Here is a 12,150-nt window from a genome sequence, read left to right as displayed (position 1 = left end):
CGCGGCGCGATTCCTACGATGACGGCTTCTCCGACCAGTCATTCATCGTCAAGGATTCGATTCATCATGATCAAGCGCTTTGCCCTGCCGTCCACGCTCGTCCTGCTGTTCTCGGGCGCTGCCTTTGCCGATGCCGTCGCCGCACCGGAGACGAAGAAAGCCGCCGACGCGAGCGACGCCGGCTACTACGCGACGGGCCGCGTCATCGGCGCGTTCGACAACGCGGTGAACATGGAGCTGACGAGCCCGCGCGTCGCGAGCCGCGTCGGCGGCCCGGAGACGGGCTCGAACGTCACCGGCTCGCTCGGCCTCGGCTACCAGTTCGGCAACGGCTGGCGCGCGGAAGGCGAATACGTGTTCAAGCGCACCAACAACTTCACCAGCTACTGGGCGCCGTTCGACGCGAACGCGAACGAATTCCACGTGTCGGCGCAGCGCCTGATGCTGAACGGCTACAAGGATTTCGACCTCGGCCGCGGCTTCTCCGTGTACGGCACGCTGGGCATCGGTGTCGCGATCGTGTCGGCCGACGGCTGGCAGACCAACGATACGCGCCGCTTCGCGTCGAAGACGCAGACCAACCTCGCGTACTCGGCCGGCGCGGGTGTGAGCTACGCGATCAACAAGCGCTTCTCGATCGATCTCGGGTATCGCTATGTCGACATGGGCAACGTCGAGACCGGCTTCAACACGTTCGCGAACCGCATCAACGCGCGCGACGAACAGTTGAAGTCGAAGCTGTCGTCGAACGAAGTGTTCATCGGCCTGCGCGGCCGGTTCTGATGAATGAGCGAACGGGCAGGCCGTCGATGTACCCGCGCGAGGAGGCGCATCGCATGAAGGACGTGATCGATTCGGGGCGGCGCAGGCTCGTGCTGGCGACGGCCGCGCTGGCCGCCGTGCCCGCGTGGGCGGCTGACGCGCAGCCTGCGCCGGGCAATGCGCGCGGTGTGCGGCGCGACGCGTCGCCCGACCTGACGGTGCGGATCGTCGACATGCTGCACGGCGTCGCGGCCGAAGGTATGCGCGTCGAGCTGTCGCGTGTCGACGGCGCGCACGACGTGCCGCTGCGCACCGCCGCCGTCGATGCGCGCGGCGGCACCGGCGCGCCGCTGCTGGCCGGCGACGCGTATCGCGCGGGGACGTACACGCTGATGCTGCATGTCGGCGAGTACTTCCGCACACGCAATGTGCAGTCGCCGTTCCTGACCGTCGTGCCGATCCGGTTCCGGATCGCAAGCGGCGACGAACGGCTGCATCTTCCGGTGCAGTTCGGGCCGTGGAGTTACACGGTGTATCGCGGCACGTGACGTACGTCACGCACGCGATCACGCCATCGCGAAAGGACACGACATGACAGGCATCAGCACACACGTGCTCGATATCGCGAGCGGCAAGCCGTTGGTCGGCGTGCGCATCGAGCTCTACGACATGGGCGAGACGCCGCCGCTGCTCGTCGCACGCGCGGCCAGCAACGCGGACGGCCGCAACGACGCGCCGATGCTCGACGGCGACCTCGCGCGCAGCGGCGATTTCGAGCTGCGGTTTCACCTCGGCGAGTATTTCATGCAGGCGGATGCGTTGCTGGACGTCGTGCCGGTGCGCTTCACGGTGACCGACCCTGCGCAGCACTATCACGTGCCGCTGCTGTGTTCGCCGTGGTACGTGTCGACGTATCGCGGCAGTTGAACGGTCGGCGGACGGCGCGAGGGCGCGCGGGTTCGACGCAGGGCTCGCGCGGGGAGGCGCCGTCCGTTCGACCGCCCGGGCAGCGGTAGGACCAGGCTGACCGCCGGATCGGACTGAAGGTGACGCCGTCCGATTTACCGGAACCGGTGCGGCGGCGATACTCGGAGCCATTCGTTCAACTACGGGAGCACGGATTGCTGCGGCGGATGTCGCGCAATGCGTCGTCGACATCATGAGCATGCAGGACATCACCGGGCATTACGCGATTCCGCTCGCGCATCCGTTCTCGGATGTGCCGCCGCCGTACGGCCGGCGACGCCGGCCGTTCGTGGCGAGCCGACGGGCGCGGCAACACGTATTCGATATCTACGGCGCGCATCGCGTGCCAACGCCTGCGGCGGACGGCGGCAACGTCGCCGGGGCCGCACGGCCCGTCAAGGTCGTTCGCGCGGCCGACTTCGGTTCCGACAACCGCGCATGGGTGCGCCCGCACCCGCTGCGCCGCCGCTGGCGGCTCACGCTGATGGCGTGCGCGCTGTTCGGCGCGACGTGCATCCTCGCGACGCATCTGGTCGACGAGCGCCAGCATGCGGCGGAGCATGACGTGGCTTATTCGGCTGCGATTGCGGCTGGGCCGACGGCCGCCGTCGCGGCGACGGAAGTGGCGCGGGCGACGGGCCACGCGGCGGAAGTCGCGATCGTGCGGGCGGACCGTGCGGCGCCCACGGATGCGCAGATGAAGGCTGCCGCGACGGTGGTGGCGGAAACCGCGTCCGCGGAAGCGCGTGCGTTGCACGTCGCGGGTAGCGGGTCGGCGGGGGAGCCGGTGGCGGTTGCGATGGCTGTCGCATCGAATGCCGTCGTCGCGGAAGCCGCGGCGCCGCGTGCCGATCGTGGAGCGTCGGCGCGCAAGCCGGTTGTGGAGGCAGCGGCGCGGCCGGCAGCGAAATCCGCCGGGACGTCGCGCGGCAAGGCGGCGGCGCGTCAGGCTGGATCGAACGCGCCAGCCGCGCAACATGCGGCGACTGCGGCGCGCGGTGCGACGCCGCATGCGCAGCCGGCCGCCCGAGTGGCCGATACGCCGGCGGCCGCGCCGGTATCGAGTTCGGCCCAGGCCGTCGGCATGACGGCCGCCGAGTTCACGCAATGGCTCGCCGCGACGCGCGATACGTCGCGGTCGGCCGCGGGCGGCACCGATCTCTCGGTCGAGCTGCCGAGTCATACGCGGTTGATCGGGCAGTGACGCGTCGATTCCCGGCAGGCCGCGCATGCGCGCGGCAGCGCCGAATCGATGCGCGGAAAGTTCTCCTCTCTTGAGCGGCCGCTCCTTCCGACCGGCCGCATTTTTTTGCCTGCATCGTGTGGCCGACGGCACGCAATCGTGACGGCGCGCCAGGTCGCCCGGCAGCGTCGACGGTTCTCGCCGCACGCCACGTACACCCTGCATGCAGAATCGGACGCGACTGATTTTCAGCGCCGTTCGTTTTCGTGACAATCGGATTTCTGCGGCCTGGCACGTGAACGCGTGCCGGATCATGGAGATATCTCCTTTTCGCGGCCGGTCTTCTCGACTGGCCGCTTTTTTATTCCCGTTCGTTACCGGAGCGCACGACCGCGATGCAGATCGACCGCCTGATCCCTGAAATCCTGTTCGGCTTCACGGGCCTGATCGGCATCATCAACCCGTTCGGCATGGCGTTCGTGTTTCTCGAACGCACGCAATCGCTGACCGAGGCCGAGCGCGCGATCCTGTCGAAACAGCTCGCGACGAACGTGTTCTTCACGCTGCTCGTGATCTTCTTCGTCGGCGCGCCGGTGCTGAACTTCTTCGGGATCTCGATGGAGGCGCTGCGGATCGGCGGCGGCTTCGCGGTGGCGGTGGCCGGCTGGTCGATGCTGAATGCGCCGGACGTACCGGCCGGCGGCGACGTCGCCATGCATGGCGACGATCTGCAGAAGCTGATGTCGCGCGCGTTCTTTCCGCTGACGGTGCCGCTGACGATCGGCCCCGGCTCGATCGCGGCCGGCATCGCGCTGCATGCCAATCGTGCGCATACGGCGAGCGATTACCTGTTGTCGGGTGTCGTGTCGGTGGCGGTCGCGGCGCTGGTCGCGTTCGCGATCTGGCAGATCTACAGCCGCGCGACGACGCTCGCGCGTTATCTCGGCAGCGAAGGGACGAAGGTCGCGATGCGCGTGTCCGCGTTCCTGCTGCTGTGCGTGGGCGTGCAGATCATGCTGACGGGATTGGCCGCGTTCGTGCAGATGCTGGGCGGGCAGGCGGGGTGAGGGGGGACATCGAGGACGAACGGACAATGCGAATCACGATCACGATCGATGACGATCTCTATAGGATGGCACTGCAATTCGCCGAGCCGGGTACGGACGACTCGGCGTTGCTCCGGGCGGCTCTCGCGACGTTCGTGCGTGTTCGGGGTGCTCGACGCCTGGCGGCGCTCGGCGGAACCATGCCCGATATGGTTGATATTCCACGACGCCGGCAGGGGCCGGCATCGTCATGATCGATTCGCTTCGCATGGAGGCGAACCGAATCATTACAGCAGCTTCGCCTGCACCCGCGCAATCCCCTGCAGTGCACAGGCTTCGTCGAGATGCCCGCCCGGCGCCCCGCCGACACCCACGGCGCCGATCACCTCATCGCCGGCCTTGATCGGCACGCCGCCGCCGAGCACCAGGAAGCCGTCGATGGCGGTCATCTGCGCGGCGGCCGGGTTCTTCTGCAGGTTCGTGGCCAGCGTGGCGGTCGGCGTTTTCGTCGACAGCGCGGTATAGGCCTTGCGCTTCGACGCATCCACCGTATGCAGCCCCGCGCTGTCGCCGCGCAGCACGACGCGCTCGATACCGCTGCGGTCGACCACCGTGACCGTCACGTTGTAGCCGCTGGCCGAGCAGGCCTGGATCGTCTGCTGCGCGATGTCGGCGGCGAGATTCAACGGCAGGTTTTTCTCCTGAAGCACCTGTGCGGAAGCGGCGGTCGTCAGCGTGGCGGCGACGAGCGTCGCCAGGGTAGCGCGAATGATCATATGAATTCCTCAATGAAATGACGGGATGCGAGCGGGGCGTTGCGTGCGCGGCTTCATGCGAACTTTCATGACAACCGCGGCGATCGCGACCGATGCGCAGGCCGTTACGGCCCGGACGATCGGTCGCGGCCGAACCGCTCGATGCGTGCAGTGTCGGCCAGCGGGGAGGGAAGCTAAATAGGACGGGGCTTATTCTTGCGGCGGCTATCGCGCGTCGCGCCCCTTGGCGGGCACGCCGCCGTGCGCGTTGGTATCCGGCGCGCCCTGCACCGGGAGCGCGCCGCCGCAATGCGGGCAGCACGGCCCGGCGCCATCGGCCGGCCGCGCGTTCGCCCGGGTGCGCTCCAGCGCCGATGTAACCAGCTCCGCGCCCATGATCCCGGTCGGAAACGCGATGATCCCGTAGCCGAGCAGGATCGCGCACGACGTGATCAAGCGGCCGAGCGGCGTGACGGGCGTCAGGTCGCCGTAGCCGGTCGTGCTCATCGTCACCGCCGCCCAGTAGACGCCGACCGGAATGCTCGTGATCCCGTGCTCCGGCCCTTCGACGAGAAAGATCACGGTGCCGAGAATCACGACGAGCACGAACATCCCGCCGATGAACACGAAGATCTTGCGCCGCGCGCGCGTGAGCGCCCGGATCAGCATCTGCCCTTCCTCGAGATAGATCGATAGTCCGAGGATGCGGAACACGCGCAGCAGACGCAGCAGCCGCACGTCGATCAGCGCGTGCAGGCCGGGGAAGAAGAACGCGAGATAGGTCGGCAGCACCGAGACGAGATCGACGATGCCGAAGAAGCTGCGCGCATACGCGACCGGCTTCTTCGCGGTGCACAGGCGCAGCAGGTACTCGGCGGAAAACAGCAGCGTGAACGCCCATTCGGCCGCGTAGAGCGCGTGGCCGTATTGCTGGTGCAGCTCCTGAACGCTGTCGGCCATCACGACGAGCACGCTCGCGACGATGAGCGCGAGCACCGCGATGTCGAGCTTGCGCAGGAACGAAGGGCGGCGCGCGACATGCGTGACGGCATCGCGCGCCGTATCGAAGGAGGACTGGATCAGCGAAATCATGCGCCCGAGTGTACGGACCGCGTATCGCAGGTCCTATCGGACGGGTCTGATTCCGGCGTGGCGGGCGTTACTGCCCGAACCGTTGCGTGACGGTGTCCTTCAGCCGCGCGGTGGTCAGCTCGCCCATGTGCGATTCAACGAGTTCGCCTTTCGCGTTGAAGAATAACGTGGTCGGCAGCCCGCGCGAGCCGTACGCGTGCATCGCGTGCAGCGAAGGATCGAGCAGCACGTGATCGAAGCGCAGGCCCTGCTGTTCGAGGAACGCGCGCACGACTTGCGCGTTTTCCCCCTGGTTGAGCATCAGCACCGTGAGGCCCGGATGGTCGCGCTGCGCCTGTTCGAGGATCGGCATCTCGCGGCGGCACGGCGCGCACCACGTCGCCCACAGGTGCACGACGACCGGCTTGCCGACGAAGCCCGCCGGCAACATGGGCGTCGAATCGAGCGCCTGGAGCGGCATCGCGGCAAGCGGCGGCGCGCTGCGCTGCAACGTCGCCAGCGTGCCTTGCGCGATGCCCCACGCACCGAGGCCCGCGACGATGCCGGCCAGCACCGGCCGACGCAGCGCGGGCAAGCGGCGCAAGCGCCAGCCGGCGAACACCAGTGCGGCCGCGATACCGATGCGCGCATCGAAGCCGCCATCGCCGAGCGCGACGATCGCGCGCGGCGACGCCGCATAGTCCGGCCACCATTGCGCGACATAACCGGCCCGCGCGGCAATCAACCCGAGCAGCAGCGCGTCGAGGATCAGGCTCGACGCGGTCTTGTGATGCCCGTCGGGCGGACGGCGCTGGATGAAGCGCGCGACGAGCCACGCCAGCAGCGCGGCGACGGCTACCGCGACGACGCGGATCGAGAAGGGACCGATGCTCAGCATGTGATAGGAAGAATGGACGTGATCGAGCGGGGCAGGAGACGGGATTGTCCGCCGCGGCGACGAAGCCGTCGACGGTCGTGCGGCGTTTCGACCGGTTGCCGCGTATGGGGGTTCCCTTCGAGAACGTAACGGCGTGTTGCGGATCGTGATGCACGCGCGGGTAGCTGAGGACTGCACGATGTTCACGCCACCATGCAGCGAATCAGACCGGTCTGATGGTCAGCGGCAGATCGTTCATCAACAATACGCAGGCCGGTCTGGTGTGGTGTCCGCCGGTATCCCGCATAGGGATCTCTCCTTGACGGCCGCTCCGCTCGCGAGCGGCCGCTTTTTCATCGTCATGCGCGCGCGCGTGAATGCCTTGTGGCGGTCGGTGGGCGCGGCCGCACTCCGGTGCATATCGGCTGATTTAACGGAATAGGAACGCTGCCAGATGCGAGCACAGGGCATTCACTCGCGCATTGCCTGACGCCGGTTCGCAACCGGTGAGGTCCATACCCGTCCTGACGCGGCAATTGAGGCTACGCTTCGTGGCGACACCGAATCTATTGGTTGTACGAGCGTCACGCAATAGTCTGCCCGTCATACAACGTCGACACGAAATCGACGAATGCACGCACCTTCGGCGGCACATGCCGGGATTTCGGATACAGCACGTAGTAGCGGCGCTTCGCCAGCGTATGGCCGGGCAGGATCGGGGCGAGCCGCCCGTGCGCGATGTCGTTGCACACCGTGTGGTACGTGAATGCGCCGATGCCGAGCCCGCCGATCGTCGCCGCATGCAGCGCGGTGATTGCGTCGATGCGCAGCGGGCTGTCGAGCGGGACCATGACGACGGCGCCGTTCGGCGGCGTGACGCGCCAGTTGGTGCGGTCGCCGCCGCTGTAGGCGAGCAGATCGTGTTTTGCCAGTTCGGCAGCTGTGCGCGGCAGGCCTCGACGCGCGACATAGTCCGGCGACGCGACGAGAATTTCGTCGGAGATCGCGAGGGTTTTCGCGACGAGATCGGAGTCCGGCAGTTCGCTGGTGATGCGTAGCGCGACGTCGAAGCCTTCGCCGATCAGATTGACGAAGCGGTCGCTGCACGACACGTCGAGGCGAATGTCAGGGTAGGCATTGCGGAACGCGGGCAACCACGCAGGCATTTCCAGTGTGCCGACCGACAACGGCATGCTGACGCGTAACACACCTGACGGCCGGCCAGGCGTGTCGGTGACGTCTTCCGCCGCCGCGGCGACGCGTTCGAGGATCTCGACGCACGCATCGTAGTAGCGCTCGCCCGCAGGCGTCAGCGAGAAGTGACGCGTATTGCGGTTGACGAGTTGAACACCGAGGCTGGCTTCGAGCAGTTTCAACTGGCGCGATACGGTCGAATGGGTCGTGTCGAGCCGATCGGCCGCGGTCGAGAATCCTTTCGCTTCGACGAGACTTCGATAGACGCGCATCGCAAGCAGTTGATCCATGTCGGGCTCCGGTGCGCGGAAGAAGCGGTGATCGGGGCTGCCGCACCCGCTTCGGCGGGCGCGATGTAGCGACCGATCAGCGTAGCGGCAGTGCGAGGATGTCGGCCGTCGTCTTCACGTCGCCGAACGTGTCTTCGATCTCGGCGAGCGCAGCGCGGTGCAGCGTGTCCTTGTCGATCGACTGGCCGTTCGCGCGTGCGATGGCGCGCGTCGCAGAGGCGTCGGATGCTACCACGACGTTGTAGCCGAGCGGCGCGGCATCGCGTGCGGCGCCGGCGACACACGCATGCGTCATCAGGCCCGCGATCACCAGCGTCTTGATGCCGTCCGCCTTCAGGCGCTTGTCGATATCGGTGCTCGCGAACACGCTGACCGTTTCCTTTTGCACGACGGTGTCCTTCGCACGCGGCTTCATCTCCGGAATGAACTCGACGGTCTTGCCGCCGAGTGCGAACACCGCCGAGCCGGCCGGCGCGATGTGCTGGACCTGGTAGACGCGCATGCCGTTGCGATCCGCGAAGTCGATCAAGCGCTTCGCGTTGGCCATCGCCTGTTGAACGTCGGCGATCGGCATCCTGCCGTTCAGGTATTCGTTCTGGAAATCGATGACGACGAGCGCGGTCGTCTTCGGATCGAGATGGTCGATCGGTTGCGCGCCGGCCATCGCACGGATCGTCGGCGTGGCGGCCAGGCTGGATGCGGCCTCGGCGGTCGGCAGCATGGTGGCGGCCGACGCGATGACGGCGTAGCGGGCGAGGTTTCGGATCGAGAATGCAAACATGAGAACGCTCCTGTGGAAATATCGAGTGATTCGAACTATAGGGACATCGAGGCGAAACCGCGCCACCGTCGAGGAAACATCACCTGTGCAGATGGCGAACGAATCGCGCGGGACCGCTGTCGGGCGAGGCGTTGTGCGAACGACGGATCGTTGTCTGTTCGTCAGTGCGTCATACAAGAGTAAAAAACAGGCGCGCACCGATCATTCGGTTCCGGCTGATTCAGGAGGGAATTCTCGTAGGACTGGTCTTATCGAGCGCAGGGAGACAGGCGGGAGCGAAACGAGCAGCAAGCGCTGGACGCCGTTGCTGCTGCATGCAGCGGCGGATTTTTACGTTGCGCGCTGGCGTACGGCAAGGGGGATGTGCCGTGCCGTCAGCGTCACGAGCCGTTGTCCGGCCCCGCTTCGCCAAGCCGATATGCGGTAAAGAACTCGTACCACTGCGTCCCTTCGCCGACCGGCACGCCGAGTGCCGCCGTCCGCTGTTTCAGCGCGCCGAATACATCGTTGATGAGCGCATTCAGCGACCTGTCGCGGAATGGAACCGGTTGCGTCCGCCCCGCGGCGAACGCGCCATACGCGATCGCCAGCAGGCGGGCGCGGTCGTCGGTTGCCGCGATCGTTGCGTCGATCGTTTCGACGAAGCGTGGCCGGTCTTCATCGCGCGCCGCGGACAGGCACAGGAATACGATCGCCGATAGTTCATGACGGTCCTTCACCCGCAGCAGCGCAGGCAGCCGTGCAATGATCCGTTCCACCGGTTCCTCGCGCAGCGCATCGCCGAAGTCGAGCACGGCGGTCATCGGGTTGCTGTCCGTTTTCAGGCGTTCGAGCGCAGGCGGCGTGCTTGATGCGCCGTTCGGTACGGACCGCAACGCATCGGCCACCTGCTGCGCCCACTCCGGAAAGATCATCCGCACGTTGCCGAACTGCTCGCCGCCTTCCGCAGCCGGATGCCACCGATAGACGATCGTGCCGCCGCGAATGAACGGCGAATACAGGTGCTCGGGCGTTTGCGGCAGCGGCCGCCGGTTGATCGGCAGCCACGCGAGCGTGAGCCAGTCGTAGCGGCCCGTCGCGGGCACGGCAGGGCTCGAACTCGCGACGACCTGCCACGTACCGCGATTCGCATAGCGGCGGCGCGCGTCGGGCACCGGGACGGTCCTGCCTTTCGCGGTGTCGAAATACGTCGTGCCGGTGACGTTCTCGCCGCTGTCCGCGGCAGGCGTGATGGTCGAGATGACCCACGACGCGCCGTCCGCCGAGCGGTAGTCGGACAGCTTCAGCGTCGCCACGTCGTGCACCATGCGCGTTTCCGCGGCGACGGGGCTTGGCGGGGCGTCGGCGGGTGCGGCGAAGATACTCGGCATGGGCTTTCCTCGGAATCGGGTGCGCGTCGTCGAGCGGGGCGATGCGCGGCGGTGCGGGTTGTTTCTCGTAACTGTAGGACGTTGCTACAGGCATCGCGAGGAACCCGCCGTACAGGGCGAGGAATGGCACGGAGTCATGTATTGTAGTAACATACCTACATATATGGTTTCCAGGAGTTCATCGTGACCATCACCACGCTTTCGAGTCGTGAACTCAATCAGGACGTGACCAAAGCAAAGAAGGCGACAAAGGACGGCCCCGTGTTCATCACCGATCGCGGCAGGCCGGCCCATGTGCTGCTGAGTTTTGAGGAATACCAGCGCCTCACCCGGCAGCGGCGCAACATTGCCGACTCGCTCGCTATGCCGGGTGTCGAGGACATCGAGTTCGACCCGCCGCGCGCAAACGTCAAGATCAAAGAGGTCGATTTCTGATGATGTTCGTTCTCGATACCCATGTGGTTTCGGAACTCCGGAAAGTGCGGGCGGGCAAGGCGGACAGGAACGTGGTGGCCTGGTGTTCGACCGTCGATGCGTCGGTGTTGTTTGTCTCGGCCATCACGATCATGGAGCTGGAGACAGAAGTCTTGCAGGTCGAGCGCAGAGACGCGGAACAGGGGGCGCTTCTCAGGGCATGGCTTGACGGGCACGTTCTGCCCGAGTTCGCTGGGCGCGTGTTACCGGTCGATACCGCCGTCGCCCAACGATGCGCACGGCTCCATGTGCCGGACCGGCGATCCGAGCGGGATGCCCTCATGGCAGCGACGGCGATCGTGCATGGCATGACGGTCGTGACGCGCAACGTTGCCGATTTTGTTGAAACCGGTGTCGCGATTCTGAATCCGTGGGATTGAGCGAATCAATCGACTTGCTCCCGAGGGAAATCGGATGCTGCTTGCACGCAATCGCGTCGATCCGCTTCGGCTTACCATGCGCATCCTGAGCCAACGACGCATACCGGGCGGGAGCACGCATGACCGACACGAAAGCCATCACCGAACACTGGACGCGGGTCGCCGACCAATGGATCGACTGGGCCGGCAAGCCGGGCCACGATGCGTTCTGGAAATATCGCGCGGGGCTCGCGGCCTACATCGGTCGCGGCACGGGCGCCGCGCTGGAGATCGGCTGCGGCGAAGGTCGCGTGAGCCGTGAGTTGAAGGCGCTCGGTTACGACGTGACCGCGAGCGACGCGGTGCCCGCGATGCTCGACGCCGCGCGCCACGCCGATTCCGCGCATCGCTATCAACTGGCGGACGCGGCGGCGCTGCCGTTCGACGCGGCCAGCTTCGATCTCGTGATGGCGTACAACGTGCTGATGGATCTCGACGACATGCAGCGCGCGTTGAACGAGGCGCGCCGCGTGCTGAAGCCGGACGGCACGCTGTTCATCTCGCTCGTGCATCCGTTCCGCGATCGCGGCGGCTTTGCCGGGCCGCAACCCGATGCGCCGTTCGTGCTGACGGGCAGCTATTTCGGGCGCGAGCATTTCGACGGCGTGGAAACGCGCGATGGGCTGTCGATGCATTTCGCGGGCTGGTCGCTACCGCTGCAGGCGTATATGGAAGCGCTGGAAGCGGCCGGGTTCGCGATCGTGTCGCTGCGCGAGCCGCCGCCCGATCATGCCGATACGGATCAACTGAAGCAGTGGGCGCGCGTGCCGCTGTTTCTGTGGATCAAGGCGCGGCCGCTGGGGTGAGTGCGGCCGGGGCTGGTTCCGCGGATTGAATTGGGTGGACGTCAGTTGTACAAGTCGAGACGACGCGATCTGACAGACACAGTCAGATCAGGGCGCAAGGGGCCTCACCCTTTTCGAGGCAAAGGGCGGCAAGTGACCCCGAGCGGACCTTCACTG

General features: G+C 66.4%; 15 protein-coding genes. 9 read left to right on the top strand and 6 right to left on the bottom strand.

Annotated elements, in window-relative coordinates:
- The first annotated feature begins 66 nt into the window (after positions 1-66).
- From HWW87_RS26325 to HWW87_RS26300, 6 genes are all read left to right on the top strand, one after another.
- On the top strand, positions 67-783 hold the full coding sequence (locus HWW87_RS26325; RefSeq protein WP_175822755.1) for an outer membrane beta-barrel protein: 717 nt from the start codon (positions 67-69) through the stop codon (positions 781-783).
- A gap of 53 nt (positions 784-836) precedes the next feature.
- Positions 837-1,310, top strand: coding sequence for a hydroxyisourate hydrolase (locus HWW87_RS26320; RefSeq protein WP_175822754.1), 474 nt, complete (start codon positions 837-839; stop codon positions 1,308-1,310).
- Positions 1,311-1,353: 43 nt separating this feature from the next.
- On the top strand, positions 1,354-1,689 hold the full coding sequence (gene uraH / locus HWW87_RS26315) for a hydroxyisourate hydrolase (RefSeq protein ID WP_175822753.1): 336 nt from the start codon (positions 1,354-1,356) through the stop codon (positions 1,687-1,689).
- A 238-nt stretch (positions 1,690-1,927) separates the two neighbouring features.
- Positions 1,928-2,932, top strand: coding sequence for a serine protease (locus HWW87_RS26310; protein WP_244107340.1), 1,005 nt, complete (start codon positions 1,928-1,930; stop codon positions 2,930-2,932).
- Positions 2,933-3,306: 374 nt separating this feature from the next.
- Entirely contained in the window at positions 3,307-3,978 is a 672-nt protein-coding gene (locus HWW87_RS26305) for an NAAT family transporter (protein WP_175822751.1), read from the top strand.
- A 26-nt stretch (positions 3,979-4,004) separates the two neighbouring features.
- A complete protein-coding gene (locus tag HWW87_RS26300; protein WP_175822750.1) occupies positions 4,005-4,211 on the top strand; it encodes a type II toxin-antitoxin system VapB family antitoxin in 207 nt (68 codons plus the stop codon).
- A gap of 33 nt (positions 4,212-4,244) precedes the next feature.
- Here the strand turns inward: HWW87_RS26300 and HWW87_RS26295 are convergent, their stop codons facing one another.
- The 6 genes from HWW87_RS26295 to HWW87_RS26270 all read right to left on the bottom strand — a co-directional run bounded on the left by HWW87_RS26295 (position 4,245) and on the right by HWW87_RS26270 (position 10,295).
- Complete coding sequence (locus HWW87_RS26295; protein WP_175822749.1) at positions 4,245-4,733, bottom strand: heme-binding protein; 489 nt, start codon at positions 4,731-4,733, stop codon at positions 4,245-4,247.
- 204 nt (positions 4,734-4,937) lie between these two features.
- The gene (locus HWW87_RS26290) at positions 4,938-5,804 is read right to left on the bottom strand and encodes an ion transporter (RefSeq protein ID WP_175822748.1); all 867 of its coding nucleotides are present in this window, start codon (positions 5,802-5,804) and stop codon (positions 4,938-4,940) included.
- Positions 5,805-5,871: 67 nt separating this feature from the next.
- Entirely contained in the window at positions 5,872-6,681 is an 810-nt protein-coding gene (locus HWW87_RS26285) for a TlpA disulfide reductase family protein (RefSeq protein WP_175822747.1), read from the bottom strand.
- A 563-nt stretch (positions 6,682-7,244) separates the two neighbouring features.
- Complete coding sequence (locus HWW87_RS26280; RefSeq protein WP_175822746.1) at positions 7,245-8,144, bottom strand: LysR family transcriptional regulator; 900 nt, start codon at positions 8,142-8,144, stop codon at positions 7,245-7,247.
- 76 nt (positions 8,145-8,220) lie between these two features.
- On the bottom strand, positions 8,221-8,865 hold the full coding sequence (locus tag HWW87_RS26275; RefSeq protein ID WP_175822848.1) for an isochorismatase family protein: 645 nt from the start codon (positions 8,863-8,865) through the stop codon (positions 8,221-8,223).
- A gap of 440 nt (positions 8,866-9,305) precedes the next feature.
- Entirely contained in the window at positions 9,306-10,295 is a 990-nt protein-coding gene (locus HWW87_RS26270) for a hypothetical protein (protein ID WP_175822745.1), read from the bottom strand.
- 183 nt (positions 10,296-10,478) lie between these two features.
- Here HWW87_RS26270 and HWW87_RS26265 point away from each other — a divergent pair, with 183 nt between their 5' ends.
- The 3 genes from HWW87_RS26265 to HWW87_RS26255 all read left to right on the top strand — a co-directional run bounded on the left by HWW87_RS26265 (position 10,479) and on the right by HWW87_RS26255 (position 11,994).
- Positions 10,479-10,730: a type II toxin-antitoxin system Phd/YefM family antitoxin gene (locus tag HWW87_RS26265; protein ID WP_175822744.1), complete on the top strand. Its 252-nt coding sequence runs from the start codon at positions 10,479-10,481 to the stop codon at positions 10,728-10,730.
- Positions 10,730-11,149, top strand: a complete 420-nt coding sequence (locus HWW87_RS26260) for a type II toxin-antitoxin system VapC family toxin (protein WP_175822743.1) — start codon at positions 10,730-10,732, stop codon at positions 11,147-11,149. Before HWW87_RS26265 ends, HWW87_RS26260 begins: the two co-directional genes overlap by 1 nt.
- Positions 11,150-11,268: 119 nt before the next feature.
- Entirely contained in the window at positions 11,269-11,994 is a 726-nt protein-coding gene (locus HWW87_RS26255) for a class I SAM-dependent methyltransferase (RefSeq protein WP_175822742.1), read from the top strand.
- Positions 11,995-12,150 lie beyond the last annotated feature (156 nt).

The organism is Burkholderia sp. BCC0419, from assembly GCF_902830285.1.
Lineage (GTDB): Bacteria > Pseudomonadota > Gammaproteobacteria > Burkholderiales > Burkholderiaceae > Burkholderia.
Note: the sequence above shows the minus strand (reverse complement) of the source record. Positions and strands in the feature narration are given on the sequence as shown.